The 26,018-nt window shown below is 70.5% G+C and carries 22 protein-coding genes and 1 riboswitch; of the genes, 11 read left to right on the forward strand and 11 right to left on the reverse strand.

Annotated features, from left to right (window positions below; genetic code table 11):
- Position 1: 1 nt before the first annotated feature.
- Entirely contained in the window at positions 2 to 1,159 is a 1,158-nt protein-coding gene (locus ACZ5CR_RS37130) for an ATP-binding protein (protein ID WP_468865938.1), read from the reverse strand.
- Positions 1,160 to 1,314: 155 nt separating this feature from the next.
- Here ACZ5CR_RS37130 and ACZ5CR_RS37135 point away from each other — a divergent pair, with 155 nt between their 5' ends.
- The gene (locus ACZ5CR_RS37135) at positions 1,315 to 2,730 is read left to right on the forward strand and encodes an SWIM zinc finger family protein (protein ID WP_468865940.1); all 1,416 of its coding nucleotides are present in this window, start codon (positions 1,315 to 1,317) and stop codon (positions 2,728 to 2,730) included.
- Positions 2,731 to 3,010: 280 nt separating this feature from the next.
- Positions 3,011 to 4,723 (forward strand): DUF5691 domain-containing protein, encoded by a 1,713-nt coding sequence (locus tag ACZ5CR_RS37140; RefSeq protein WP_468865943.1) that lies wholly within the window; start codon positions 3,011 to 3,013, stop codon positions 4,721 to 4,723.
- Between the two features lie 290 nt (positions 4,724 to 5,013).
- Here ACZ5CR_RS37140 and ACZ5CR_RS37145 read toward each other — a convergent pair whose 3' ends face one another.
- A complete protein-coding gene (locus ACZ5CR_RS37145; RefSeq protein WP_160506729.1) occupies positions 5,014 to 5,430 on the reverse strand; it encodes a cobalamin B12-binding domain-containing protein in 417 nt (138 codons plus the stop codon).
- 171 nt (positions 5,431 to 5,601) lie between these two features.
- Complete coding sequence (locus ACZ5CR_RS37150) at positions 5,602 to 5,769, reverse strand: hypothetical protein (protein WP_468866025.1); 168 nt, start codon at positions 5,767 to 5,769, stop codon at positions 5,602 to 5,604.
- Between the two features lie 65 nt (positions 5,770 to 5,834).
- Between ACZ5CR_RS37150 and ACZ5CR_RS37155 the strand changes: the two genes are divergently transcribed.
- Both ACZ5CR_RS37155 and ACZ5CR_RS37160 read left to right on the forward strand, forming a co-directional pair.
- On the forward strand, positions 5,835 to 6,689 hold the full coding sequence (locus ACZ5CR_RS37155) for a lipase family alpha/beta hydrolase (RefSeq protein WP_468866027.1): 855 nt from the start codon (positions 5,835 to 5,837) through the stop codon (positions 6,687 to 6,689).
- 216 nt (positions 6,690 to 6,905) lie between these two features.
- Entirely contained in the window at positions 6,906 to 8,555 is a 1,650-nt protein-coding gene (locus tag ACZ5CR_RS37160; RefSeq protein WP_468866029.1) for a M23 family metallopeptidase, read from the forward strand.
- 20 nt (positions 8,556 to 8,575) lie between these two features.
- Here the strand turns inward: ACZ5CR_RS37160 and ACZ5CR_RS37165 are convergent, their stop codons facing one another.
- Entirely contained in the window at positions 8,576 to 11,143 is a 2,568-nt protein-coding gene (locus ACZ5CR_RS37165) for an ATP-dependent DNA helicase (RefSeq protein WP_468866031.1), read from the reverse strand.
- A 257-nt stretch (positions 11,144 to 11,400) separates the two neighbouring features.
- A riboswitch (cyclic di-AMP (ydaO/yuaA leader) is annotated at positions 11,401 to 11,557 on the forward strand.
- A gap of 8 nt (positions 11,558 to 11,565) precedes the next feature.
- Between ACZ5CR_RS37165 and ACZ5CR_RS37170 the strand changes: the two genes are divergently transcribed.
- Positions 11,566 to 12,780, forward strand: coding sequence for a C40 family peptidase (locus ACZ5CR_RS37170; RefSeq protein ID WP_468866033.1), 1,215 nt, complete (start codon positions 11,566 to 11,568; stop codon positions 12,778 to 12,780).
- Positions 12,781 to 12,857: 77 nt separating this feature from the next.
- On the opposite strand, the gene ACZ5CR_RS37175 is transcribed toward ACZ5CR_RS37170, so the two are convergent.
- Positions 12,858 to 13,211, reverse strand: a complete 354-nt coding sequence (locus ACZ5CR_RS37175; RefSeq protein WP_468866035.1) for a hypothetical protein — start codon at positions 13,209 to 13,211, stop codon at positions 12,858 to 12,860.
- A gap of 318 nt (positions 13,212 to 13,529) precedes the next feature.
- Between ACZ5CR_RS37175 and ACZ5CR_RS37180 the strand changes: the two genes are divergently transcribed.
- Positions 13,530 to 14,576 carry a C40 family peptidase gene (locus ACZ5CR_RS37180; RefSeq protein ID WP_468866037.1) on the forward strand — a complete coding sequence of 349 codons (1,047 nt, stop codon included), beginning with the start codon at positions 13,530 to 13,532 and terminating at the stop codon, positions 14,574 to 14,576.
- Between the two features lie 93 nt (positions 14,577 to 14,669).
- Positions 14,670 to 15,308, forward strand: a complete 639-nt coding sequence (locus ACZ5CR_RS37185; RefSeq protein ID WP_468866039.1) for a hypothetical protein — start codon at positions 14,670 to 14,672, stop codon at positions 15,306 to 15,308.
- 41 nt (positions 15,309 to 15,349) lie between these two features.
- On the opposite strand, the gene ACZ5CR_RS37190 is transcribed toward ACZ5CR_RS37185, so the two are convergent.
- Complete coding sequence (locus ACZ5CR_RS37190) at positions 15,350 to 16,174, reverse strand: LuxR C-terminal-related transcriptional regulator (protein ID WP_468866040.1); 825 nt, start codon at positions 16,172 to 16,174, stop codon at positions 15,350 to 15,352.
- Entirely contained in the window at positions 16,171 to 17,460 is a 1,290-nt protein-coding gene (locus ACZ5CR_RS37195; protein ID WP_468866042.1) for a PspC domain-containing protein, read from the reverse strand. Before ACZ5CR_RS37195 ends, ACZ5CR_RS37190 begins: the two co-directional genes overlap by 4 nt.
- Positions 17,461 to 17,644: 184 nt before the next feature.
- Between ACZ5CR_RS37195 and ACZ5CR_RS37200 the strand changes: the two genes are divergently transcribed.
- Both ACZ5CR_RS37200 and ACZ5CR_RS37205 read left to right on the forward strand, forming a co-directional pair.
- Positions 17,645 to 18,979, forward strand: a complete 1,335-nt coding sequence (locus ACZ5CR_RS37200; RefSeq protein ID WP_468866044.1) for a PspC domain-containing protein — start codon at positions 17,645 to 17,647, stop codon at positions 18,977 to 18,979.
- Entirely contained in the window at positions 18,966 to 19,229 is a 264-nt protein-coding gene (locus tag ACZ5CR_RS37205; RefSeq protein WP_468866046.1) for a hypothetical protein, read from the forward strand. The genes ACZ5CR_RS37200 and ACZ5CR_RS37205 overlap by 14 nt, the downstream gene beginning before the upstream one ends.
- Before the next feature lie 47 nt (positions 19,230 to 19,276).
- Here the strand turns inward: ACZ5CR_RS37205 and ACZ5CR_RS37210 are convergent, their stop codons facing one another.
- From ACZ5CR_RS37210 to ACZ5CR_RS37220, 3 genes are all read right to left on the reverse strand, one after another.
- Positions 19,277 to 19,801 carry a DoxX family protein gene (locus tag ACZ5CR_RS37210; protein ID WP_468866048.1) on the reverse strand — a complete coding sequence of 175 codons (525 nt, stop codon included), beginning with the start codon at positions 19,799 to 19,801 and terminating at the stop codon, positions 19,277 to 19,279.
- Between the two features lie 132 nt (positions 19,802 to 19,933).
- Positions 19,934 to 21,199, reverse strand: coding sequence for a hypothetical protein (locus tag ACZ5CR_RS37215; protein ID WP_468866135.1), 1,266 nt, complete (start codon positions 21,197 to 21,199; stop codon positions 19,934 to 19,936).
- Between the two features lie 166 nt (positions 21,200 to 21,365).
- Positions 21,366 to 22,151 carry a class II aldolase/adducin family protein gene (locus tag ACZ5CR_RS37220; RefSeq protein ID WP_453536473.1) on the reverse strand — a complete coding sequence of 262 codons (786 nt, stop codon included), beginning with the start codon at positions 22,149 to 22,151 and terminating at the stop codon, positions 21,366 to 21,368.
- Positions 22,152 to 22,314: 163 nt separating this feature from the next.
- Between ACZ5CR_RS37220 and ACZ5CR_RS37225 the strand changes: the two genes are divergently transcribed.
- A complete protein-coding gene (locus tag ACZ5CR_RS37225) occupies positions 22,315 to 22,794 on the forward strand; it encodes a pyridoxamine 5'-phosphate oxidase family protein (protein WP_468866051.1) in 480 nt (159 codons plus the stop codon).
- Between the two features lie 122 nt (positions 22,795 to 22,916).
- Here ACZ5CR_RS37225 and guaA read toward each other — a convergent pair whose 3' ends face one another.
- A complete protein-coding gene (guaA, locus tag ACZ5CR_RS37230) occupies positions 22,917 to 24,503 on the reverse strand; it encodes a glutamine-hydrolyzing GMP synthase (protein ID WP_389904259.1) in 1,587 nt (528 codons plus the stop codon).
- A 516-nt stretch (positions 24,504 to 25,019) separates the two neighbouring features.
- Here guaA and ACZ5CR_RS37235 point away from each other — a divergent pair.
- Positions 25,020 to 25,307: a chorismate mutase gene (locus ACZ5CR_RS37235; RefSeq protein ID WP_361389652.1), complete on the forward strand. Its 288-nt coding sequence runs from the start codon at positions 25,020 to 25,022 to the stop codon at positions 25,305 to 25,307.
- Positions 25,308 to 26,018: the final 711 nt, after the last annotated feature.

Here is a 26,018-nt window from a genome sequence, read left to right on the forward strand (position 1 = left end):
ATCACACGCTCACCTCACGGCACGCGCGGTAGAAGTCCTTCCAGCCGTCCCGCTCACGGACCACCGCCTCCAGGTACTCCTGCCAGATCACCCGGTCCGCGGCCGGATCGCGGACGACCGCGCCGAGGATGCCCGCGGCGACGTCACCCGGCCTCAGTACGCCGTCCCCGAAGTGGGCTGCCAGCGCGAGGCCGTTGGTCACGACGGAGATCGCCTCGGCCGTCGAGAGCGTGCCGCTCGGCGACTTCACCTTCGTACGGCCGTCGGCCGTGACCCCGTCCCGCAACTCGCGGAAGACGGTGACAACACGGCGTATCTCGTCGATCCCCTCCGGCCCGGCGGGCAGATCGAGCGAGCGCCCGATCTGATCGACGCGGCGCGAGACGATGTCGACCTCGGCGTCGGCGCTCTCCGGCAAGGGAAGGACCACGGTGTTGAAGCGGCGGCGCAGCGCGCTCGACAGGTCGTTGACCCCGCGGTCGCGGTTGTTGGCCGTGGCGATCAGATTGAAGCCGCGGACCGCCTGCACCTCCTGTCCCAACTCCGGTATGGGCAGGTTCTTTTCCGACAGGATCGTGATCAGCGTGTCCTGTACGTCGGCGGGGATGCGGGTCAGCTCCTCGATCCGCGCCGTCATGCCGTCGGACATGGCCCGCATGACGGGGCTGGGCACGAGCGCGTCGCGGCTGGGGCCGTGCGCGAGCAGCTGCGCGTAGTTCCAGCCGTACCGGATCGCTTCCTCCGGCGTCCCTGCCGTGCCCTGCACGAGCAGCGTCGAGTCCCCGCTCACGGCAGCCGCCAGATGCTCGGACACCCAGGTCTTCGCGGTGCCGGGCACGCCGAGCAGGAGCAGGGCGCGGTCCGTGGCGAGGGTGGTGACGGCGACCTCGACGATGCGGCGCGGCCCCACGTACTTCGGCGAGATCACCGTCCCGTCGGGCAACGTCCCACCGAGCAGATACGTCGCGACCGCCCACGGCGAGAGCCGCCAGCGGGCAGGCCGGGGCCGGTCGTCCTGCACGGCGAGCGCGGCCAGTTCGGCGGCGAAAGCGTGCTCGGCGTGCGGACGCAGCACCTCCGCCTCACCTGTCGCCGAGGTCGCCGTCGCGGTCGTCGTCGAGGTCACCGTCGAGGTCGTCGAGTCGATGGACACGGTCATGGAGCGATCCCCCTCCAACTCGTCCGGGCACATCTGGCCCGGATGTGATTCCAACCGTGCACCACGCCACTGACAATCGACCCTCGCACCCCACTGACCTGCACAGACATCGAATTCGAGATCGATTGTCAGTGGTGGGACCTACCGTCGAAGACATGACTCAGCAGGGGGTGCGCTGGACGGCGGATCAGGTCCTTGCCTTGGCGCCTGATGCCCCGTCACGCAAAGCGGGGAGCAAACTCGGCGTCGCCGGCCCATGGTCGGAGGCAGGCAGTTCGGGCGAGGGGACGGTGTGGGGACTGTGCAAGGGAAGTGGCAGCAAGCCGTATCAGACGGTCGTCGACATCGCGGACGTCACGGGCGCGGCGGGCCCGGCGTACAAGTGCAGTTGCCCGAGCCGCAAGTTCCCGTGCAAGCACGCGCTCGGACTGCTGCTGCTCTGGGCGGGTGGCGAGGAGCCCTTCGGTCCAGTGCCGGGCGATTCGGCCCCGGACGATTCGGCACCGGACGCACAGCCACCGGCCTGGGCGCAGGAGTGGCTGGCGGGGCGTCGCAAAAGAGCGGAGACGAAGCGGACTTCGGACGCGGCTCAGGGCTCGGCGACCCCCGCTGACCCCGAGGCCGCGCGCCGCAGGGCGGAGCGGCGGGCCGAGCGGGTCACGGCGGGGGTGACGGAGCTGGAGCAGCGCCTCTCCGATCTGCTGCGGGGCGGCATGGCCTCCGCCGAACAGTCGGGGTACGGGCTGTGGGAGGAGACGGCGGCCCGCATGGTGGACGCGCAGGCACCCGGGCTCGCCGCGCGCGTGCGGGAGTTGGGTGCCATTCCGTCCTCCGGGCCAGGCTGGCCGGTGCGGATGCTGGAGGAGTGCGCGCTCCTCCACCTCCTCGGCCAGGGCTGGCTGCACCGCGAGCGGCTGCCGGAGGCCCTGGCGGCCACGGTCCGCGCCCGCATAGGCCTGCCCACGTCGGCGGAGGGCCGGCCGGTGCGGGACCGCTGGCTGGTGCTCGCGCAGTACGACACGGCGGACAGCAAGCTCACCACCCGCCGGATATGGCTGTACGGCGTGGAGTCGGGACGGACGACCCTGCTCCTGTCGTACGGAGCCGCGGGCCGCGCACCCGCGCTCGCACTGCCGGTCGGCCTCGCGCTCGACGCCGAGCTGACCGCGTATCCGGGTGCGGGGCAGCTGCGGGCCGACCTGGGCGAACAGTTCAGCGCTCCCGTACCGGTGGCGGTCCGGCCGTCGGGCGTACGGACGGACCAGGCCGCGCGTCGCTACGGAGAGGTGCTGCGGGACGACCCCTGGCTGGATTCCTGGCCGGTGACGCTGAGCGAAGTGATACCGACCCCTCACCCGGACCCGGCCTCCGACAGCTGGCAACTGGCGGACGCGGACGGCGACATGGCCCTGCCCATCACCCCTTCCGCGGCGGCCCGAGCGGGCCTGTGGCGCCTGGCGGCACTCTCCGGAGGCGCTCCGGTGACGGTCTTCGGCGAGTGTGGGCACGAGGGCTTCACCCCTCTGACGGCCTGGCCGCGCGGAGGGGGAGAGGCGGTGGCCCTGTGCTGACCACCACGCCTCACCGCCGTCGCACCGCCCGTGCCCCGCGAGAACTGATGCGTTCGCGAAGCGGATCCGGGTTCGCGCGGTGCACCGCGGAGTCCACCGGGACACCGCAGCACCGCAACGCCCGCTGAGCTCACCACGACCAGAGCACCACAACGCGCACCGCGGGGTTCTCCGACGGAGCCAGTGCAGGACGGCGGATCCAGACGAAGGACCGAGGGATCTTCCAAGGGTCCAAGGACCCAAGGGCCCCTCGGAAGATCCGCCCGAGAGAGGAGTCGACATGACCGCCACCACCGCAGCCACCGCAGTCACTGAAGCGACCGCAGCCACCGCACTCACTGAAGCAACCGTCACCCCCTGGGAAGACCTGGTCACCGCCGCGCTCCTCGGCACCGACCGCCGCACGCCACCCGTACGCACCCAGGAAAAGGACGCACCGACCGCCCTGCTGGACGCGGCGGCCGTGCAGACCGTCCGGCGCAGAGCCGGTCTGTGCCCCGCGCCCGCCGCGACACCTCCCGGACCTGTCGCCGACGATCCCAGGCCCCTGGTGCCGCCCGCGGCACGGCAGAGGCTCGCCACGCTGCTCACCGACCACCCCGGCGCGGGCAGCGGCGGACGCCGGGGCGCGGTGCCCGACCTGATGGAACTGCTGCCCCAATGGCTGGCGTTGGCCAACGACCGGGGCTTCGCGGCGCCGCCCGAGCTGCTTCCGGCCCTCCTGAACGCGGCCCGCGGGCGCACCGACCTGCGGCCGCAGGCACTCGCCTTCGCGGGCCCGCGCGCCCTGTGGCTCGCGCGACTCAACCCGGACTGGAAGTTCGCGCTCCGCTCCACTCCGGGCGGCGGGGTGGCCCTGCCCGCACCGGAGGAGACCGCGCAGGTCCACCAGCTCTGGGAGGAGGGCCTGTTCGCCGAACGCGTCGCACTGCTCGGCGCGGTGCGGGCCCATGACCCGGCCGCCGCGCGGGACCTGCTCGCCGCCACCTGGAGCACGGAGCGGGCCGAGGACCGCCTGATGTTCCTCGATTCCCTGCGCACCCAACTGTCCGACGCCGACGAGCCGTTCCTGGAGCAGGCCCTCACCGACCGCAGCCGCAACGTCCGCGCCACGGCGGCCGAGCTCCTCTCCGCGCTGCCTTCATCCGCCCTCGCCGCTCGGATGGCGGACCGCGCGGCCTCGTGCGTGGCCATCGACCACGCGCAGGGCACGAAGAGCATGCCGACGCTCACGGTCGAGGCGCCGCACGAGTGCGACGCCGGTATGGAGCGCGACGGCGTCACCCCGAAGCCGCCCGCCGGTCGGGGCGCGCGTTCCTGGTGGCTGGGTCAGTTGGTGGAGGCCGCCCCGCTCGGCACCTGGACGCAGCGGCTCGGCGGCCGGACCCCCGTCGAGATCGTGGCGCTGCCCGTGGCCGACGACTGGCAGAGCGAGCTGCACGCCGCGTGGTGCCGCGCGGCGGTGCGCCAGCGCGACGCGGTCTGGTCCCGGGCGCTGCTCGGATCCCCCTCGTCCCCCGATGCGGCGGGGCCCGGCGCGGCGTCGCTCGCCGAGCGCGCGAAGCTCCTCGCCGCGCTGCCTGCCGTGGAGCGGGCCGACTGGGTCGCGGGGTTCATCGCGACGCACGGCCTCTCGGAGGCGTTCCAGTTGCTCGGCGTGTGCGCGCTGCCCTGGTCGGAACCGCTGGGCCGGGCGGTGGTGGACGCGCTGAACATCGCGCGGGACGCCGGGAGTTACCCCTGGAGTTTCAGCGGAGTGATGGGCCTGGCGGAGCGCTGCCTTGACCCGGCGGAGGCGGTCCGTCTCGACCTGCTGACCGCGATACCGGACGAACCGGAGGACGCGTCCCCCGGCGCGGGCGGCTACTGGTCAGAAGCCTTCCAGCGGCTGGTCAGTACGTTGCGTCTACGCGCGGCGATGCGGGCGGAGTTGGGCGCGGGCCCGGGGGAACCGGGTGTGGCGCCGGAAGGTCCGGGGGTGCCGTCATCTTAGGCAACCCCATTGAGGAGCTGAGGCGCCGGGCTGCCGCCATCGGCAGTTCCACCGGCGGCCCCACCGACGCCCCGGCCATGAGGCGAAGGCGGTCAGCAGCCCCCACCGCGGCTCGAAGCCGACGAGCGGACACCGCCCTGGAGCGGGCGGTCAGGCCGGACACCATCGCCTTGGAGCGGGAAAGGCCCAACGCCACCGCCCCGAAGCGAACAAGGCAGCCTGACGCCACTGCCACTGCCACCGCCCCGGAGCCAAGGAGGCCGGACGCCCCCACCGGAACGCGGCGTCCGTCAAGCGCCCGCCGGCTGACGGACGTTCGCCCGGACCCAGTCCACGATCGATGCCGTCGTCGCCCCGGGAGTGAAGATCTCCGCGACGCCCTTCTCCTTGAGCGGCGCGATGTCCGCCTCGGGGATGATGCCGCCGCCAAAGACCTTGATGTCCTCCGCGTCGCGCTCCTTGAGGAGCTCGATCACGCGGGCGAAAAGTGTGTTGTGGGCGCCGGAGAGGATGGAGAGACCGATCGCGTCGGCGTCCTCCTGGATCGCGGTGTCCACCACCTGCTCGGGCGTCTGATGCAGGCCGGTGTAGATGACCTCCATCCCCGCGTCACGCAGTGCCCTCGCGATCACCTTCGCGCCGCGATCATGACCGTCGAGACCCGGTTTGGCCACCACCACGCGGATCGGACCGGCTGCCACACCCATCACTGCCTCCATGTACCGATATCCATCTGTCCAAGCACTGGCACCCCGTGCCGCATCGGCAGGGGAAGTGAACGAACGTTATCTCCAGCATCTCGCACCCGGCAGTTTCACGGTGGAGAGCGAGGGGGAAATCACACGATGGGACACGTTCGCTGCGCGCCATCCCCGTATTCAGCGGTCCACGGACCGTTTCCGGGACGGCGCAAGGGGAGCCGCAACGAGGTCGCCGCGCCACCGCGCCACCAGCCGCGCGCCGTGGTGACGCGGCACATCGGCGATCGCGCCGGCATGCAGGGCGCCACCGGCGCTGACCACGCTCCGCCGTACGACCTCTGCCACGCCTCCCCACTACGGGCACACGGGGGACAGAGTCGTCCCCTCCCGTGCCGACCGGGAGGTCGACCATGACCATTACGAGGGTCCTGCCCTTTCGCCCGCCCTGCCTTCTGCTGCCCGCCAGACTGGCGGGGCTCTCCATGGCTCTGCTGAAAGCGACCGCCCTCGAGGTGGCGATCCTCGCCGGCCACCTCCTTCTCTACCCCTCGGGCATCGTCCAGGAACGCCGGATCGCCGCCGAACTGCCGCCGCCCGACGCCCCTCGGCTCCCCGCGGAGAGCCGGCCGCCGGTCGTCCTGCTGCACGGCTTCATCGACAACCGCTCGGTCTTCGTCCTGCTGCGCCGCTCCCTGGCCCAGCACGGCGGCCAGCGCGTGGAGTCCCTGAACTACTCCCCCCTCACGTGCGACATCCGCACCGCCGCGGAGTTGCTCGGCCGCCATATAGAGGAGATCTGCGAACGCACCGGCCACCACCAGGTGGACATCGTCGGGCACAGCCTCGGCGGCCTGATAGCCCGCTATTACGCACAGCGCCTCGGCGGCGACGCCCGCGTCCGCACGCTGGTCACCCTCGGTACCCCGCACGAGGGCACGCGGGTCGTGCCGCTGGCCGACGCGCACCCGATCGTGCGCCAGATGCGCCCCGGCTCGGACGTGATCGAGGAGCTGCGCGAGCCCGCGCCGGACTGCCGGACCCGCTTCGTGAGCTTCTGGAGCGACCTGGACCAGCTGATGGCCCCCCTCGAAACGGCCTGCGTCAACCATCCCGACCTGAACGCGCAGAACGTACGTGTCTCCGGTATCGGCCATCTCGCCCTGCCCGTGCACCCCGCGGTCGCCGCCGGAATCCGCCAGGCCCTCGATCGGCCTGATCCGGGTACCCCTGCGACGGGCGTCGAGAACGGACTGACCGTGGCCTGAGGGACAGCTCCGAGCAGCTCACGCACCCCGCGATGCGGGAATTTTGTCGAACGGATCTCGAACGCAGGGCCAAAGCTGTGCCCACAGTCCCCCGAAAGACGGCCGAATGCCCGTTTCCTGAGAGCGCGAAACCAGCCGAAGATTGTCGCGCCCGCGTACCGCCGGGTACAGTCACCGCACTGCTCTGCCCCTGCTGCCGAGGCGAAAGAGAAGTTGGTGAACGACCGTCACCCGTCGGGGAGCTCAACACCCCCGGCCTCGGCACCCGCCGACTACGCGCCCTACGCGGCGTACGACCAGCAGGGCACTCAGCACGGCGCCTATACGGGTTACGACGGCTACTCCACCGGAAGCTTCGACACCACAGGCAGCTATGCGACGGCCGGTCCCGACACCGGAAGCTTCGCGTCCGACCCGCTCTTCGGCGACATGCCCGGCAGTTCGTACGACACCGGCCAGTGGGCGACGACGGGGACGCAACAGACGCTGAACTACGACCCGTACGCCGCGCAGCACCAAGCCGCGTACGACACCAGCGGGTACGAGACCGGCGGTTACGACACCACCGGCATGTGGTCGACCGGCGGCTATCAGCACGTCTCCGCCGACATCCCGGCGCAGGCCGGTCCCGATATCACCGGGCAGTGGGACGCGAGCGCCTGGAATCAGCCGCAGCAGACCGGCCAGTGGGAGACACAGGCCTTCGACACCGGCGCGTACGACGCGACCGCGTGGAACTCCGGCGGCCAGGACATGACGTTCGGGGCCACCGGGACCCACGAGGCGTACGGCATCCCGGAGGACCACGGGACACTCGGGACGCAAGAGGCCCACGGAACGTACGAGGCCCAGGACACGCCCGGAGCGCCCGACACGTACGAGGCGCCCGAAACGTACGAGCATTCGCCTTACGACACCGGGTCCTACGCCCCCGATTCCTACTCCTCCCCGGCGCAGGCCCCCGAGGCACAGACTCCCGAGGCCTACGCCCAACCGACTCCCGCTGAGCACGAGTTCACGCCCGACGCGGCTCCCGCCGATTCACTCGGTCCGGTCGAGCCGAGCCATCACGGCTCCGCCGGTGCCGACGAGCCGCCGGTCATGGACCGCTCGCACGGCTCCCGCTCGCGGACCCGCCGCCGCACCCCCTCCAAGCGTTCCGCCCTCTTCACCGTCGCCGTGCCGTCCGCCTGTGTGATGGGCGTGGCCGGTATCGCCGCCGCCTCCGTGGGCAGCTTCGGCGGCGACGAGGGCAAGGAGACGCAGGCGGCATCGGCCCCGGACCCCACGTCGGTGCAGCCTTCCGCCGCCAACAACAAGCTCGACACGCAGCTGGCGAACCTCTCGGCGGACGCTGGTGACTTCGCCGACCGCGCGAGCCGCACCCAGGAGCGCATCGACCTCAAGGCGGAGAAGGTCGCCGCCGAGAAGAAGGCGATAGAGGAAGCCGCGCGCAAGGAGCGTCTGCGACCCAAGTTCGCACTGCCGGTCAAGCAGCACGGTCTGAGCGCGTACTACGGGCAGGCGGGCGTCAACTGGATGTCCGCGCACTCCGGGATCGACTTCCCGGTGTCGTACGGCACCGAGGTGCTCGCCGCCACCGACGGCGTCGTCTCCACGAAGTGGAACAGCGCCTACGGCAACATGGCGATCGTGACCGCCAAGGACGGCACGGAGACGTGGTACTGCCACCTCTCCACGCACAAGGTCTCCAGCGGCCCCGTCAAGGCGGGCGACCCCATCGCCTTCTCCGGAAACTCCGGCAACTCCACGGGACCGCACCTGCACTTCGAGGTGCGCCCCGGCGGCGGCTCGGCGATCGACCCGCTGCCGTGGCTGCGCAGCCACAACCTCGACCCGACGTAACTCCGGCCGCCGCCCCCGCGTTACAGCTTCTCCACCGGCGCGTACCGCAGCAGGAGCCGCTTCGGCTTGGGCTCTCCGAAGTCCACCGTCGCCTCGGCGTTCGCGCCCGTGCCCTTCACCCCGACCACGGTCCCGAGGCCGAACTGGTCGTGCGTGACCCGGTCCCCGATCGCCAGCGCGACCACCGGCTTCTCCGAGGCGCGGCGCGTGGCGAAGCCCTGCGCTCCCCCGGTGCGCGAGCGCGACGACGACAAGGAAGAGGCGATTCCGGCCGCGGGGCCTGAGGAGGCAGGCGCGCCGACGGAGCCCTTCCGCTTCCAGTCCAGGTGAACCTCCGGGATCTCCTCCAGGAAGCGCGACGGCGGGTTGTACGAGGGCTGTCCCCAGGCGCTGCGCATCGAGGCCCGCGTCAGATAGAGCCGTTCCCGCGCGCGCGTGATGCCCACGTACGCGAGGCGGCGCTCCTCCTCCAGCTCCTTGACCTGGCCGAGGGAGCGCATGTGCGGGAAGACGCCGTCCTCCATGCCGGTCAGGAAGACGACCGGGAATTCGAGGCCCTTGGCCGTGTGCAGCGTCATCAGCGTGATGACTCCGGAGCCGTCGTCCTCCTCGTCGGGAATCTGGTCCGAGTCGGCGACGAGCGCGACCCGCTCGAGGAACGCGGAGAGCGTGCCCGAAACGCTTGTGCCCGCGCCCGCGTCTTCCTCTCCACCGCCGGTTCCGTCCTCAGTCTCGCCCTCGGCCGCCCCTTCGGTCTGCCCTTCGCCGTCCTCGCCGTTTTCGCCGTCCTCGCTGCCGCCACCGCTGTCGTGTTCGAACTCAAGTGCCACGGCGGCGAGTTCCTGGAGGTTCTCGATGCGCGTCTCGTCCTGCGGGTCGGTCGAGGCCTGCAACTCGGCGAGATACCCGGTCCGTTCGAGTACGGCCTCCAGGACGACGGCGGGGCCCGCGCCGGACTCGACGATGGTCCGCAGTTCCTCCATCAGCACGTTGAAACGCTTGACGGCGTTCGCCGAGCGGGCCGCCATTCCGTACGCCTCGTCGACGCGCTGCAGCGCCTGCGGGAAGGAGATCTTCTCGCGCTGCGAGAGCGCGTCGATCATCGCCTCAGCGCGGTCGCCGATACCCCTCTTGGGTACGTTGAGAATGCGCCGCAGCGGTACGGAGTCCTCCGGGTTGGCGAGCACCCGCAGATACGCGAGGACGTCCCGGACCTCCTTGCGCTCGTAGAAGCGGACGCCTCCGACGACCTTGTAGGGCAGGCCTACGCGGATGAAGATCTCTTCGAAGACACGGGACTGCGCGTTCGTCCGGTAGAAGATCGCGACGTCGCCCGCCTTCGCGTCGCCCGCGTCGGTGAGCCGGTCGATCTCGTCGGCGACGAACTGCGCCTCGTCGTGCTCGGTGTCGGCGACATAGCCGGTGATGCCCGCGCCCGCGCCCGCGTTGGTCCACAGGTTCTTGGGGCGGCGGCTTTCGTTGCGTTCGATGACGGCGTTGGCCGCGGTGAGGATCGTCTGCGAGGAGCGGTAGTTCTGCTCCAGGAGGATCGTCGTCGCGTTCGGGTAGTCCTCCTCGAACTGGAGGATGTTGCGGATCGTGGCGCCGCGGAAGGCGTAGATCGACTGGTCCGCGTCACCCACGACGCACAGCTCGGCGGGGTCGTCCCCCTCGCCTCCGGAGGGGCCGACCAGCTCGCGCACGAGGGCGTACTGGGCGTGGTTGGTGTCCTGGTACTCGTCGACCATCACGTGCCGGAAGCGGCGGCGGTAGTGCTCGGCGACGTCCGGGAACGCGCGGAACATGTTGACCGTCGTCATGATCAGGTCGTCGAAGTCGAGGGCGTTCGCCTCGCGCAGCCGCGACTGGTACATCGCGTATGCCTGGGCGAGCGTCTTCTCGAAGCCGTCGGCGGCCTGTCCTGCGAAGGTCTCCTCGTCGATCAGTTCGTTCTTCAGGTTCGAGATCTTGGCGCTGAAGGACTTCGGCGGGAACTTCTTCGGGTCGATGTCCAGGTCACGGCAGACCAGGGCCATCAGGCGCTTGGAGTCGGCGGCATCGTAGATCGAGAAGGAGGAGGTGAAACCGATCGTCTTCGACTCGCGGCGCAGTATGCGCACGCACGCGCTGTGGAAGGTCGACACCCACATCGCGTTGGCCCGCGGCCCGACGAGCTGCTCGACGCGCTCCTTCATCTCGCCCGCGGCCTTGTTCGTGAACGTGATCGCCAGGATCTGCCCCGGGTGCACGTGCCGCTCGGCCAGGAGATACGCGATGCGGTGCGTGAGGACCCGGGTCTTGCCGGAGCCCGCGCCCGCGACGATGAGCAGCGGGGTGTCCGCGTGCACGACTGCCGCGCGCTGGTTCTCGTTAAGACCGTCGAGCAGGGCTGCCGGGTCGAGCACGGGGCGCGGGGCGCCGTCGCGGTAGTGCGCGTCCCGGGGTGCGGGCGCGTCGAACTTCCCGTCGAACAGATCATCCGGAACGGACTCCGGAGCACTGTCCTCGGGCGGCGGCGGGGGCTCTTCCTCCGAAGCCCGCGAGGGCTTGAGGTCCGCCAGGAAGCTGTCATCAAAGAGGCTGCTCATCGCCTCCCGAGTCTAGGCGGCCCCACTGACAACCCGCTCCGGGTTCCGGCCACGTCCACTCACGAACGTCCACTCGTCTACGCCCTGCCCACGCCCGATCACCCTCCGCCACCGCATGGCGTGTCCGCATCAAGAGCTTCGTAAAGTCACGAAAATGTATCGGGCATATCGAACATCAACCTTCACACGAGCCACACGAGTTGGCTAGCGTGCTGCGTGGGCTGCTCGTACTCCCACCGGCGAACCCCGCCGGGAACGGGTGGCCTCCGCCGAGTTCGATCTCCTCGGAGCCGGGGACCCACGATGAACTTGGGGTGAATCGGTCCCGTACGAAGTACGGGACTGTAGGGCAACCTTCCGGAACCACCCGCCCGAACCCGACAGCTAACCCGGTAGGCGGTCTACGGAAGGAGTCGCCTCCCTTGGCGTCGCACCGCAAGCCGCGGACCCGCATGGCCGGCCTACGCGTCACCCCCGCCATCGGCATCACGACGGCCGCCCTCACCTCCGTGGCCCTGCTGTCACAGAGCGCGCAGGCGGCACCGTCCGCACCGCAGAAGCCCAGCCTCGAAGAGGTCCAGAAGAAGGTCGACGACCTCTACCATCAGGCGGGCGTGGCCACACAGAAGTACAACTCGGCCAAGGAGCGCACGGACACGCAGCGCAAGAAGGTCGACACCCTTCTCGACGACGTGGCCCAGCGCACCGACAAGCTGAACGAGGCCCGCCAGGAGCTGGGCGCGTTCGCCGCGGCGCAGTACCGCACCGGCGCCGTCTCCGAGACCGCCACGATGATGCTCGCCGACGACCCGCAGGGGTACTTCGACCAGAACCATCTGTCGGACCGCCTGACCGCGCGCCAGAAGAAGGCGGTCGACGACTACCAGACGAAGCAGGCCGCGGCGACGAAGCAGCGCACGAAGGCCGCCAAGAGCCTTCAGACGCTGAGCGACTCGCGGGACGACCTCAAGGCGAGCAAGCGGACCGTCCAGAAGAAGCTGGGCCAGGCGCGCACGATGCTCTCGAAGCTGACGGCCGAGGAGAAGGCGCGGCTCGCGGCGATCGAGAAGAAGAAGGAAGAAGCGGCCAAGCGCAAGGCCGCCGAGCTGGCCCGCAAGCAGGAGGCCGAGGCGGAGGCCAAGCGCAAGGCGGCGGAAGAGGCCGCGGCGAAGGAGCGCGAGAAGAACAAGGAGACCCCGGACACCGGCTCCGGTTCCGGTTCCGGTTCCGGTTCGGACGCGGGTTCGGGCTCCGGCTCCGGCTCCGGCAACACGGACAGCGGGTACGCGGCGAAGGCCGCGAAGGTCATCGACTTCGCCGAGGCACAGATCGGCAAGCCGTACGTGTGGGGCGCCACAGGACCCGACTCCTACGACTGCTCCGGGCTCACCCAGGACGCGTGGAAGGCCGCGGGGATCTCCCTGCCGCGCACGACCTGGGACCAGGTCAAGGTCGGCACGACCGTGAAGACCGCCGACGCCAAGCCCGGCGACCTGGTCTTCTTCTACGACGACATCAGCCACGTAGGTATCTACATCGGCAACGGCAAGATGATCCACGCCCCGAAGCCGGGTGCGAACGTCCGCACCGAGTCGATCTACTACATGCCGATCCACAGCGTGGTACGGCCCGCGTAACCCTCACGACCGTCACACGAGAAAACGGCCCTCCACGCGCGCGTGGAGGGCCGTTTTCCGTGAGTGGGGGGGCGGGATCAGGTCCACAGCACCGCGATGAAGATGTTCGCGACGGTCAGAAGACCGACGGCGCCGAACATCCCCTTGTCCACCTTCTCCTCGTCCCGCTTCACGTAGACCAGCGCGAGGATCACGATCAGCACGGCCATCTTGATGCCGATCTTGAGGTTGTTGACCGGGTTGTCGTCCGCCTGGTTGAGACCCACCAGGACGACGCCCGTGACCAGCATCGTCAGCGCGCCGTGCAGCATCGCCGGGTTGAAGCGGGCCGTGCCCTCGCCCATCTGCTTCATCTGAGTGAGGAAGCCACCCAGGAGGGAGGCGATGCCGATGATGTGCAGGCCGACGAAGAGGTGGGTGAGAACGTCCATGAGCCGGAGCCTAGCCGGGGCCATATCACCACTCCGTAGCCAGGTGGGCCCCAAGCGCCGCATCGGACACACGCCTACGGGAAGGGCGCTCGGTCCGGTGGACCGCACAGCCACATTCGGTCACCGGCGGCACACTTCAGCCAGTTGCGCACAATCCGTCACCAACCCGTGACGGTCAGGTTTAGCGTCCTTCGTCAGGTGACCGGCTCCCCACCGCCGCTCGGAACAGGGGCGGCAGTCGGACACCACCACCGAGAATCCGGCGGCGGTCCGCTCCCCCTGTGTGGGCCGCCGCCGGAACCTTAAGGAGCCCTTTTCGTGGCAGCGCACCGCAAGCCCAAACAGCGCTCGCTCAGTGGCCATACGGCCCGTACCGCCGCCACCATCGCCCTCGCCGGGGCCGCCACAGCCATCGCCTTCGACGGCACAGGACACGCGGATCCACGGCTCACCCCGGCCGCGGTGAAGTCCAAGGTCGACGCGCTCTACCGCGAGGCCGAGGTCGCCACCGAGAAGTACAACGGCGCCAAGGAGAAGGCCGAGAGCGCCGAGAAGTCCCTGGGCGAGCTGCGCGACGAAGCGGCCCGCAAGACGGAGAAGCTCAACTCGGCGCGCGAGGGTCTCGGTGCGATCGCCACGGCGCAGTACCGCACCGGTGGCATCGACCCGGCCGTCCAGCTCGCGCTCTCCTCCGACCCCGACCAGTACCTCGAGCGTGCCGCGCTCGCCGACCGGGCGGACAGCCGCCAGGCCGCGGCCGTCAACGGCGTGCGGAAGCAGCTCCGGGAGATCGACCAGCTGCGCAGCGAGGCCGACGACACACTCGTGGACCTCAGGTCCCGTCAGGCGGAGCTGAAGAAGAACAAGAAGACCGTCACCGGAAAGCTCGAGGCGGCCAAGCGGCTCCTGTCGCAGCTCACCGCCGAGCAGCGCGCGAAGCTCACGGGTGACCGCGACAGGGCCTCCCGCGCCGCGGGCCGTGACGGCTCCCCGGGCGCCTTGGCCAAGGCCTCCAACTCCCGTGCCTCAGCGGCTGTCTCGTACGCCTACAAGGCGCTCGGCAGCCCCTACGTATGGGGCGCCACCGGTCCCAACGCCTTCGACTGCTCGGGGCTGACCCAGGCCGCCTACCGGTCCGCGGGGGTCGCCCTGCCGCGCACGACGTACGCGCAGATCAACGAGGGCCAACGGATCCCGCGTTCTCAACTCCGGCCCGGAGACCTGGTCTTCTTCTACCAGGGCATCAGCCATGTCGGGATCTACGTGGGCAACGGCCAGATGATCCACGCCCCGAACCCGAGCGCACCGGTACGCCTCGCCCCGATCAGCCAGATGCCGTTCGCGGGGGCAGCGCGGGTGGCGTGAGGGGTCTCGGTGGGGGCGGGTCCTCATGGGTGGCCCGGGGTCTCACGCGGGTGGCCCGAAGTGCCGCGCGGGCCCGCGGGTACTGTCAGGGTCATGCCCCGCCGTACGCTGCCGCCGCCTCCGCCACCCGCCTATCTGCGCACCTGGCCGGACCGGAACGCGCTGCTGCACGACCGCGGCATGGCGCTCGAAGAGCTGCGCAGGCGCAGCCTGGGCGTGCATCGGATCCTGCTGCTCTGGCTGCTCGCGCTCGGCTGCGTCATCGGCTGGGCGCTTCTGACGGTGCCGATCGAGATGATCGAGGACCATGATCCGATGGCCTTCGTCCTGGGCCCGCTCTGCGCGGTCCTGGGCCTCGGGGCCCTCGTTCCCTCGGTGATCGGCGTCGTCGTCGGTATCCGCAGCGACCGCAAGGCCCGCGAACTCACCGAAAGCTGGCTGGCCCTGGACAGCCACCCGGCATCCGACTCCGCTCTCCGCTCCCCCGGCCTCAGCCTCTGCTGGCTCCTCTCGTCCCTCCTCGTCTGTGCGGTCGGCCTGTGGGCGTCCTTCGCGGCCGCCGCCTACGCCGAACCGGGACGGGACTCGTACAGCGACGTCGTGCTCGGCATGGGCACGGGGCTCATCCTGTGGCTGACGGGCCTCATCGGCATCACCAAGGCGGCGGGCCACTACCGCTGGGCGATACGGAAGTTGGGCCCCGCCTCCGCCGCGAACGGCGCGCACCGCTGAGTCAGGGCCGGACCGTCGCCGAAGCGCGGCCGAACCGACCGTCAGACCAGCCGCCGCGCCGTCGCCCACCGCGTCAGCTCGTGCCGGTTGGACAGCTGGAGCTTCCGCAGCACTGCCGACACATGCGACTCCACCGTCTTCACCGAGATGAAGAGCTGCTTGGCGATCTCCTTGTACGCGTACCCGCGCGCGATGAGCCGCAGCACCTCCCGCTCGCGCTGGGTGAGGCGGTCCAGGTCCTCGTCGACCGGCGGCGCGTCGGTCGACGCGAACGCGTCGAGGACGAAACCGGCCAGGCGCGGCGAGAAGACCGCGTCGCCGTCCTGCACACGGAAGATGGAGTCGACCAGGTCGGTGCCGGTGATCGTCTTGGTGACATAGCCGCGGGCACCGCCACGGATGACGCCGATCACGTCCTCAGCGGCATCCGAGACGGAGAGCGCGAGGAACCGCACAGGACGCTCGGCATCGGACATCAACGGAGCACAGCGGCGCAGCACTTCCACCCCGCCGCCGCCCGGAAGGTGCACGTCGAGGAGCACGACCTCGGGGCGCGTCGTCGTGATGACCGTGACCGCCTGGTCGACGTCCGCGGCCTCGCCGACGACCTCGACACCGGTGATCGCGGTCCTGCCGATCTCCGCCTGGACGCCCGTACGGAACATCCGGTGGTCGTCGACGAGGACGACGCGCGCTCGGCGCCCCTCCTGGTCACCGCCACCGGCGGCACCGGCCGCATCGGCCGCCGCACCGGCGGGCTGAGCCGGTCCGGTCGCCCCGGCCGACGTGGTCGGTTCGGCCGCGGACGGCTCGGCCGCACCTTCTGATCCGCCCCTGGGCCCCACGGGCTCGCTCGCTTCACTCATGTCGTCGCCGTCCTCTCCATCTCCAGCTCGACTTCCGTGCCGCCCCCCGGCACCGCGCGCAGCCGCGCCGTGCCGCCGTTGCGCTGCATACGGCCGATGATCGACTCTCGTACGCCCATGCGATCGTCCGGCACGGAATCCAGATCGAAGCCGGGGCCACGGTCCCGGACGGACACGAACACCGTCTGCCCGTCGACTTCGGCGAAGACCTGCACCGCACCGCCGTCGCCACCGTACTTGGCGGCGTTCACCATTGCTTCCCGCGCGGCCTGCGTCTGCGCCGTCAGGCGGTCGTCGAGCGGGCAGTCGCCGACTATGACGACCTCGATGGGGACGCCGTGCTTGTCCTCCACCTCCGCGGCGTCACGCCGGACCGCTTCGGCGAGCGTGTCGGGCTCGTCCGCCTCGTCCTTGCCCCTGCCCTCGGGTTTGTAGAGCCATTGGCGCAGGTCGCGCTCCTGGGCGCGGGCCAGGCGGCGCACCTCTGAGGCGTTCTCGGCGTTGCGCTGGATCAGGGTCAGGGTGTGCAGGACCGAGTCGTGCACATGGGCGGCGACCTCTGCCCGCTCCTGGGCGCGGATACGCATCAGCCGCTCCTCGGAGAGGTCCTGCATCATGCGCACGAGATAGGGGCCGGCAAGCAGCGCGACGCCGACGAGCACGGCGAGCGCGGCCTGCAGCACGGAGCTGAGGTGCGAGGTGGAGCCCTGCAGCACGACGATGCCGGTGACACCGGCGCCCACGAGCAGCACTCCGGCCCCCGCGCGGGCGATGGTCAGGGTGCGCCTGCGGCGGCCGACGGCCATCCAGCGGGCCCGGCGGGCGTTGTCGGCCTGCCGCCAGACCAGCGCGACACCGGCGCCGACGAGCAGGGTCGGCCAGAGGTAGGCCTTGGTGGAGCTGCCCAGGTCCACATTGCCGACGAAGACCATGGCGACGATGACCATCGCGAGCAGCGCGACGAGCTGGCCCCTGTCCGGCTTGCGGGCCACGAGTCTGCGGCGCCCGTCGGGCGCCGTCTCGCTGGTGACGGCGGAAGGCGGGCGCTGGGCGTCGACCCCGCCGACGCCCAGCGGCACGAAGAACCAGAACGCCGCGTACAGCAGAGCGCCGAGCCCGTCCGCCATGAACAGACCCGCGAAGATCAACCGCACCCAGACGACGGGCAGCCCGAGATGACCGGCGAGGCCGCGCGCGACACCGCCGAGCCAACGGCCGTCACCGCTGCGATAGAGCTTTCGCAGCGGCCGCTCGTCTTCGATGGATACTGCTGCGGCTTCCGGCATGCCTCCGATATTCACACGCGTACGCGGGCACGGGCATCAGGGTCGACCCCCGAGACGTCCCTGATCTCCGCCCCGGACGGCGAGGGCGTGGCGGTCGGGGCAGGGATGTGTCAGGGGCGATCTCAGGGTTCGTCCAGGGTTGTCCCGGCTGCCGCGGCGGCCTCCTGCCCGTCACCATGGACACATGACAGACGAGCAGCCCGCCGGGACGGGCCCGCAGACCGCGCCCGATCCCCTGACCGCCACGGCGCAGGAGCCGGGCGGGCCGATGGTCGTGCGGGCCTTCCGCCGCGATCGGCGGCACAAAAAGCTGGGCGGTGTGTGCGCGGGGCTCGGTCAGCACTGCGACATGGATCCGGTGATCTTCCGGATCGGGTTCGCGCTCATCTCCGTCACCAGCGGGCTCGGCCTTGTCTTCTACGGCTTCGCGTGGCTGTTCGTCCCCTTCGAGGACGAGGAGGAGAACGAGGCGCGCAGGCTCCTCTCCGGCCGGGTGGACGGCCAGGCCCTGACGGCCGTGCTCTTCGCGCTCGTCGGCTGCGGCGTCTTCCTCTCTTTGCTGAACAACGGCGGGGCGCTCGCCTTCGCCGCCGTCCTCGCGCTGCTCCTCGCGGGCGCGGGGTACTGGTCGCAGCAGCGCGGTATGACCGACCCCGACCCGGTGGCGGCCCAGGCCGTGGCGGATGCCCCGCCGGAGGCGAAGGCACCTCCGGTGGCCGGTGCCCCTTCGTGGTGGCGGGACCCGATCATCAAGGACGGCACGCACGACGGGATCTCGGGCTATTTCTGGGGGCCCGAGGGAGTGGCCGTCCAGTATCAGCCCGACCCTCCGCACGGGCGGATACGGCAGCGGGAGCCCGAGGCGGCCTCCCCGCCCAAGCCGCGCGGCCCGCGCTGGATCGGCGGCCTCGTCTTCCTGGGAGCGCTGCTCGCCGGCGGTCTCGGCACCGCCCTCACGTGGGAGCAGCAGTCGCTCAGCACCAGCCTGCAGACCGGCCTGGCCCTCGCCCTCGCTGTGTTCGGCGTCGGCATCGCGCTCAGCGCCTTCCTCGGGCGCACCGGCGTGGGCTCGATCGTGCTCGCGGTGATCACGGCCGGGCTGCTCGCGGGCGCCGCCGCACTGCCCAAGGACATCACCACCAGCTGGGGGGAGACGGAGTGGCGACCGACCGCGGTGGAACAGGTCAAGCCCCGGTACGAACTGGGGACGGGCCTCGGCACACTCGACCTGACCCGCGCCGGACCCGGCAAGGGCCGGACTCTGAGCACCAGTGCCGAGATGGGGGCGGGGCAGCTCAAGGTGGTCCTGCCGAGGGACAGCACGGTGAAGCTGGACATCGAAGTGGGCGTCGGTGACATCCAGTTGCCGGACGACCGCGAGGGAGACGTGGACATCGCTCCGGGCAAGGGGAAGTCGGTGACGCTGGCCCCGCCCGCGGGCAGCAAGAACGGCGGCACGCTGGAGATGCACATCGAGGTTGGCATCGGACAGGTGGAGGTGGCCCGTGCTACGTCATGAGTTCCATCCCGGCAAGCTGGTCCTTGGCCTGTTCCTGCTGATAGCGGCCATCGCCTACGCGGGCGACGCGGGCGGCATCTGGGACACACCGTGGTTCATGGCGTTCCCGCTCCTCCTTGCGGGTCTGCTCCTCGGAGGCGCGGCGGCAGCCGTCTCCTACGGCATACGCGGCCGACCCGCGGCCCGCACGGCGAACCGCATATCGGACCGCGCGACGGACCGCTCGGCCGACGACTCCACGGACGCCTAGCCCACAGCGGCCCGCCCCAGCCCGGACCAGCCCAGCCCGACCGAGCCTCAGTCGAGCCCCGACGCGTACCTGCGGCGGGCCGTGATCATCGCGTCGACCGAGAAGACGGACGCCCCGGCGAGGATCAGCGGGAGCCAGGCCATCAGGTAGGCCAGGTCGTTGCCGTAGTAGTAGGGCTCGGTGGACCAGCTCACGGTCAGCCAGAGGCTGAGCGAGATCAGCGCACCGCCAAGCGCGGCGATCCGGGCGAACAGACCGACGAGGGTGCCGATGCCGACGGCCAGTTCGCCGAGGGCGATGGCGTAGCCGAAGCCGACGGGGCTTTTGAGGGAGAGGTCGACGAGGGCCGGAAAGGCGGAGATGTCGCGGACACCTTTCATCATCTCGCCGATGGACCCTGAGCCACTGGCCGACATGAAGGCGCTGTCGGTGAGCTTGTCCAGGCCCGCGTAGATGAAGGTGACGCCGAGGAAGATCCGGAGCGGTAGCAGGGCATACCGGGAAGCGCTCTCCCGCCAGCCGCTGCTTCTGACGTAGCTGGTGTGGCTGTCGGTACGCATGCCGTGAGCCATCGCTCTCGCCGCCTCTCCCGTTGACCCGCTTCGCCCATGGACCCGTCATCTGACGATACGTACGAACAGGAGGGCCTGCTCAGTGGCTTGCACCGAATTCGCGAGGACCTGCTCGACGGCAGGACGGTGGCTTCAGTCCGTGACGTCGATCGTGCAGCGGTTCGTCTCCACGCCCGCGGCCGTGATCACCTGGACGTCGACGCGCCCCGGCTCCACGTCGACCGGGACGGGGACGGTCAGGACCGCGTCGGTCGGGTTGGTGAAACCGCCCGGCACGGGGACGAGCGGCACATGGACGTGCACGGTTCCGATGCGAACGACCATACGGGCGAGACGGTCGGCGGTCTGCGCGCCCGGGGGCACGAATCCGGCGCCGCGGATCTCGATGTCGTCGCCCGTGCGGATGGGGGCGTCGAGATCACCGGCCTCGCGGGCGCGCACCACGGAGAGGATCACGGGCCGGCCGCCCTCGGCGTACTTGCCCGCGAGGTATGTCGCTGCCGACACCAGGACGAGGAGTGCCAGGCCCCACGGCAGGTCGGGCAGCTGCTCGGGACGCCGCGCGAGGCGTACGGCGGCGAAAACTATGGCGACGGCGCCGACCAGGACGTACTGCACGTCCGCGAAGCTGCCGCGGCCCGAGTCGTCGGTGAGCAGATCGGCGGCCCGGGGGCGGTCGGCGGGCACCTTCTGCAGCCGCTGGGCGAGGACGCGCAGGCCCACCACGCGGCGTACGAGCACGGCGACCCCGCAGACCACGGCGAGGACGGTCACGACGCCGACGGCGCGGGCGAGGTCGAGCCCGGCGATCAGTTCGTCCCGCTCACGGTGGCCCGAGGCCCCGGCGAGCTCGCCCACGAGGACGAGCACGGAGAAGACGACGAGGAGGACCCAACAGGCGGCCACCGCACGGGAGGTGGAGAGCCGGTTGTCCTCGCCGATCAACGGAGCGAAGATGCCGCCGCGCGCCCGGTGCGCATATCCGGCGCCGGTCAGCAGACCGCCGACGACCACGGCCGCGAGTACCCCCGCGGTCCGGGCAAGAGTCCACCCGGTGTCGATCGCGGTGAGCGCCTGGACCAGGAGCAGGACGCCCACGGCCACCCAGACGACGCCGACGGTGCGCAGCCACAGTCGGCCGAGCCAGGCCTCGCCCTCGGCCCGGCCGCGTTCGGCGACGGTGCGTGCGGACTGGGTCAGCTCGTCCGACACCCACTGCCGGGAAGCGCCCGCCGAGTGGGCGACCGCCGCGGGCAGCCCCTGTCCCGCCGCCAGCTCGTCGCGCTTGGCGAGGAATGCGGCCACGGCACGCCGATGCCCCTCCCGCGCACCGTGCGGGCAGTCGCCACATGTGCAGCCGCCCCCGTGTGCGCCCCGCCGCGCCTCCTGCACCGCCACCACCGCGTACGCCGCCTTCCCCGCCCTCGTTCGAGCACCGAAACGTGAACTTCCTTGCGATGAAAGGGGATTGTGCCGTACTGGAAGGCGATCAGCTTCCTCGGGTCAGGTCAGCGAGGGTGATTTCCGTACGCCCGTGTTGACGGCGGGCGTCACCGGCTCGGGCTCAGGCCAGCAGATCCGGTTCGCTGCGGCTGATGTCCTGCCACAAGGACTGGTAGTTGATCCACGCGACGAGATCGCTTCCGAGCTGCTCGCGCGTCGCCACCGCCTGCTTGTGGCCGATGAGGATCGGGCGGCCCGCGGCCCGCGCGCTCAGCTGGACCTGGCAGGAGCGCTCCATCGTGAGGAACCACCAGGCGGCGGAGTCGACGGAGTCGCCGACGGTGAGCAGCCCGTGGTTGCGCAGGATGACGGCCTTGTGGTCGCCGAGCGCGGTGGCGATCCGGCGGCCCTCGTCCGAGTCCACGACGACGCCCGTGTAGCCGTCGTACAGCGCGTGGCTCTCGTAGAAGGCGCAGGACTCCTGGGTGATCGGGTCGAGGAGTTCGCCGAGTGTGGACAGGGCGCGGCCATGCAGCGAGTGGCAGTGCGCGACGGCGACGACGTCGGGCCGCGCGAGGTGCGCCTGCGCGTGGACGGTGAAGGCGGCCTGATTGACGTGGTGGCGACCCTCGACGACCTGCCCCTGCGCGTTGACGAGGACCAGGTCGCCCACGGTGACGTGCTTGAAGGGCATCCCGAAGGGGTTCACCCAGAAACAGTCCTCGAGCTCCGGGTCCCGCGCGGTGATGTGCCCGGACACCCCGTCCTCGTAGCCGAGCCGCCCGAAGATCCGCAGCGCCCCGGCGAGCCGTTCCTTGCGGTACCGCCGTTCGTCCGCCAACGATTCGTGCACCGGCGGCATCGCGAACTGCAACCGCTCGACGGGTATCGGTGTGGGCGCCTGCATGTGTCCTCCATCCCTGGCTGTACGGAGCGGAAGTTACCGCCGGTCAGCGCAGGAAGACAGGGGTGCCCTGTGAAGAGAGTGCGTATGCGGGGCGCGATGCCGGACAGAAGTCGGTGCGTCAAAGCGGACAGCGGGTGTCGGGTATCGGCGGGACACTCGCCGTATGACGACGAACTGGGCAGTCTTCAGCGCAGCGGAACCCACCTTCGCCCGGACCACCGAGGAGCGGTTCGGCCTGTTCACGCACCACGTCCTCGCCACACTCCGCAAGGACGGATCACCGCGCACGACCGGCCTCGAAGTCCGTTTCCTGTCCGGGGAGTTGTGGCTCGGCATGATGCCGGGCTCGATGAAGGCGCTCGACCTGCGCCGCGATCCGCGCTTCTCGATCCAGGCGAACCCCGGGTCGGACACGGAGATGGCAGGCGGCGACATCCGGATCTCGGGGCGGGCGATCGAGGTCGAGGATCCCGAGGTCGTCGCGCGGTACGTGGGCGAGGTGAACCCGCCGGACCCGTCCGCGTTCCACCTCTTCCGCACGGAACTGACGGAAGTGGTGCGGACGTACATCGAGGACGAGAAGTATCTGGCGGTGCAGCTGTGGAAGCCGGGTGCGCCGGCGCGGACGACCAGGCGGACATGAGGAACGGCCCGAGGGACGCAAGGGACCCGAAGGACCCGAGGGACGCGAGAAAACGCCGATGCCGCCGCCCGGCTTCGGGGGACGGCGGCACCGGCGTTCAGACCTGGGTCAGGCCCTGGGGACTACTCCCACTCGATGGTGCCCGGGGGCTTGCTCGTCACGTCGAGGACGACGCGGTTCACGTCGGCGACCTCGTTCGTGATGCGCGTGGAGATCTTCGCGAGGACGTCGTACGGAAGGCGCGACCAGTCGGCGGTCATGGCGTCCTCGGACGAGACGGGCCGCAGCACGATCGGGTGGCCGTACGTCCGGCCGTCGCCCTGCACGCCCACGCTGCGCACGTCCGCGAGCAGCACCACGGGGCACTGCCAGATCTCACGGTCGAGACCGGCCGCGGTCAGTTCCTCACGGGCGATCGCGTCGGCGTCGCGGAGCAGGTCCAGACGCTCCTTGGTGACATCGCCGACGATGCGGATACCGAGGCCGGGGCCCGGGAACGGCTGGCGCTGGACGATCTCGTCCGGCAGACCGAGCTCCTGCCCGACCATCCGCACCTCGTCCTTGAAGAGCTGGCGCAGCGGCTCGATCAGCTGGAACTCGAGGTCCTCGGGGAGGCCGCCCACGTTGTGGTGGGACTTGATGTTCGCGGTGCCGGTGCCGCCGCCGGACTCGACGACGTCGGGGTAGAGCGTGCCCTGGACGAGGAACTCCACGGGCTGGTCGCCCGGCGCCTCGGCGACGATCTCCGCCTGGGCCTGCTCGAAGACGCGGATGAACTCGCGGCCGATGATCTTCCGCTTCTGCTCGGGGTCGGAGACCCCGGCAAGGGCGCTCAGGAAGCGCTCCTGCGCGTCGACGACCTTGAGCTTCACGCCCGTGGCCGCGACGAAGTCCTTCTCGACCTGCTCGGTCTCGCCCTTGCGCATCAGGCCGTGGTCGACGTACACGCAGGTCAGCTGCGAACCGATGGCCTTCTGTACGAGGGCGGCGGCCACGGCGGAGTCGACGCCGCCGGACAGACCGCAGATCGCACGCTTGGTGCCGACCTGCTCGCGGATCGCGGCGACCTGCTCCTCGACGATGTTGCCGGTGGTCCAGTCGGGCTTCAGGCCCGCGCCCCGGTAGAGGAAGTGCTCGAGCACCTGCTGGCCGTGCGTGGAGTGCATGACCTCGGGGTGGTACTGCACGCCGTACAGCTTCTTCTCGTCGTCCTCGAAGGCCGCGACCGGCACGACGTCCGTGGACGCGGTGACGGTGAAGCCCTCGGGTGCCGCGCTGCACGCGTCGCCGTGCGACATCCACACGGGCTGCTCGTCCGGGGTGCCCTCGAAGAGGGTCGATCCGGACTTGGAGACGTGCAGGGGCGTACGGCCGTACTCACGGGCGCCCGTGTTGTCGACGGTGCCGCCGAGGGTGATCGCCATCAGCTGGAAGCCGTAGCACATGCCGAAGACGGGGACGCCCGCCTCGAACAGTGCGCGGTCCACGGAGGGCGCTTCGTCCGCGTACACCGACGAGGGGCCGCCGGAGAGGATGATCGCGGCGGGGTTCTTCGCGAGCATCTCGGAGACCGGCATGGTGCTCGGCACGATCTCGCTGTAGACCCGGGCCTCGCGGACGCGGCGGGCGATGAGCTGGGCGTACTGCGCTCCGAAGTCGACGACCAGAACGGTGTCGGGGGCGGCGGCAGCGGGGGACGCTGATGGCACGGCGGCGGCCTTCCGGCGTTGAGCGTGAGCTTGCGCGTGAGCTGGGGCTCGTGCGTGAGCAGGGGTCTGTTTTGTCGATTCTAACGGGCCCGCGGACACCCCCTTCGTCGCATCCGACGGAGCCCCGCCCCAAGCCCGGCCCCAAGTCCCGCCTCTGGCGTCCGAGCATCCGGCAGAGCTCTCCCCGCACACAGCGACGCCGGACGGCGTCTCAGCATCCGAGCCGTGGCGGAACCCGTGTTGACCGAGAACGCGCGCATGGGGGCATACTGGCCTCGTGACCAAGCACCTGAGCTTCCTCTTTACCTATGGCAACCGGCCCGCCGGCTGCCATGGTCGAGCTGCTTGATCCACTGACAAGCGACTTCCCAGGCGCCCCGGGCCGACAAGGCCCGGGGCGTTCTGTCATTTCCGGGCCTTGTCGCTCCGGGGCACTCCACCGGGATCCACCCAGATCCACCGAGATCCACGTGATTCATGTGATCCACGTGATCCACATCCGATGAGGAGCCCCACATGACCATCGCCACGACCGACAAGACCGGCGCCCGCACCCCCGAGGCCGCCGACGTGATCGAGGGTGCGCGCGACCGCATCGACGCACTCGACGACCGCATCATCGGTCTCGTACAGGAACGGATGGCTGTCTCGGCCGTCATCCAGGAGGCCCGCATCGGCTCGGGCGGCCGTCGCGTGAACCTCTCCCGCGAGATGGAGGTCCTCGGCCACTACAGGGACGCGCTCGGCAAGCCCGGTACGTCGCTCGCGATGACGCTCCTCGAACTGTGCAGGGGCCGGGTCTGAACCCTGCTGTGCGCGCCGCGGGTTCCACCGGACCTGAGTTCGGGTCCGCTCTCACCCGTACGGCGCGTGACCGGGCCCGGAGGGACTTCGTTGGTCCCGATGTCCGTGCCAGCCAGGGGCGGGCACGGAAAAACCACGCGTGGCTCCGCTGGAGCGATGAGGTACACACCTCGTGTGTGCCGTGGGACCTCGCTCCAGAGACGTGACCGGACGGCAGGGGACAGCATGCCCGGTCACCCAGGGAACGGTCGGCTTCGGGGACGCCCGGAGCCGACCGGCCTCCGTCCCTCAAGCTTCCCCGGTCGGCCGTTCCCGCCGACCGGCCCCAGCGGATCCCGAACGCCCCCCAAGCGCCCCCCACCGTTTACAAGTCCCCGGTCCCTCAGCTCTTCGGGTGTTCCGTCCCCTCGGAACGCCCCAGCTGTCCCTGTTCGTCAGGATCACGTCGAACCGGTTGCGCGGGTCACGGCGCATCCAGCACGATGCCTAGCAGAACAGCCGCAAGCGCGGCAGTGCACAACTCAATTGCCATTGGTCGAGACCACTAGTGCGCCCCCCGTGCGCCGGGGCGGCCGCTGGCGCCTCCCGACTCGCGGCGCACTCCCCCGGCGCCGCTCCGTGGCACCGACGCTGCCCTGACGTCGGTGCTGACAGCCAAAGGGCCCCGCGGATCCGTCCCGCGGGGCCCTTCGGTCTGCCATGACTGCTTCC

This window comes from Streptomyces sp. NPDC031274 (assembly GCF_055570235.1).

Bases quoted from the DNA above. Each gene is read 5' to 3' on its own strand.
- ACZ5CR_RS37220 (WP_453536473.1), bottom strand. From the start codon at position 22,151: ATGCAGGCGCCCACACCGATACCCGTCGAGCGGTTGCAGTTCGCGATG.
- ACZ5CR_RS37135 (WP_468865940.1), top strand. From the start codon at position 1,315: ATGACTCAGCAGGGGGTGCGCTGGACGGCGGATCAGGTCCTTGCCTTG.
- ACZ5CR_RS37140 (WP_468865943.1), top strand. From the start codon at position 3,011: ATGACCGCCACCACCGCAGCCACCGCAGTCACTGAAGCGACCGCAGCC.
- ACZ5CR_RS37130 (WP_468865938.1), bottom strand. From the start codon at position 1,159: ATGACCGTGTCCATCGACTCGACGACCTCGACGGTGACCTCGACGACG.
- ACZ5CR_RS37155 (WP_468866027.1), top strand. From the start codon at position 5,835: ATGACCATTACGAGGGTCCTGCCCTTTCGCCCGCCCTGCCTTCTGCTG.
- ACZ5CR_RS37200 (WP_468866044.1), top strand. From the start codon at position 17,645: ATGACAGACGAGCAGCCCGCCGGGACGGGCCCGCAGACCGCGCCCGAT.
- ACZ5CR_RS37185 (WP_468866039.1), top strand. From the start codon at position 14,670: ATGCCCCGCCGTACGCTGCCGCCGCCTCCGCCACCCGCCTATCTGCGC.
- ACZ5CR_RS37225 (WP_468866051.1), top strand. From the start codon at position 22,315: ATGACGACGAACTGGGCAGTCTTCAGCGCAGCGGAACCCACCTTCGCC.
- ACZ5CR_RS37165 (WP_468866031.1), bottom strand. From the start codon at position 11,143: ATGAGCAGCCTCTTTGATGACAGCTTCCTGGCGGACCTCAAGCCCTCG.
- ACZ5CR_RS37195 (WP_468866042.1), bottom strand. From the start codon at position 17,460: ATGCCGGAAGCCGCAGCAGTATCCATCGAAGACGAGCGGCCGCTGCGA.
- ACZ5CR_RS37190 (WP_468866040.1), bottom strand. From the start codon at position 16,174: ATGAGTGAAGCGAGCGAGCCCGTGGGGCCCAGGGGCGGATCAGAAGGT.
- ACZ5CR_RS37235 (WP_361389652.1), top strand. From the start codon at position 25,020: ATGACCATCGCCACGACCGACAAGACCGGCGCCCGCACCCCCGAGGCC.
- ACZ5CR_RS37145 (WP_160506729.1), bottom strand. From the start codon at position 5,430: ATGGGTGTGGCAGCCGGTCCGATCCGCGTGGTGGTGGCCAAACCGGGT.
- ACZ5CR_RS37210 (WP_468866048.1), bottom strand. From the start codon at position 19,801: ATGGCTCACGGCATGCGTACCGACAGCCACACCAGCTACGTCAGAAGC.
- ACZ5CR_RS37175 (WP_468866035.1), bottom strand. From the start codon at position 13,211: ATGGACGTTCTCACCCACCTCTTCGTCGGCCTGCACATCATCGGCATC.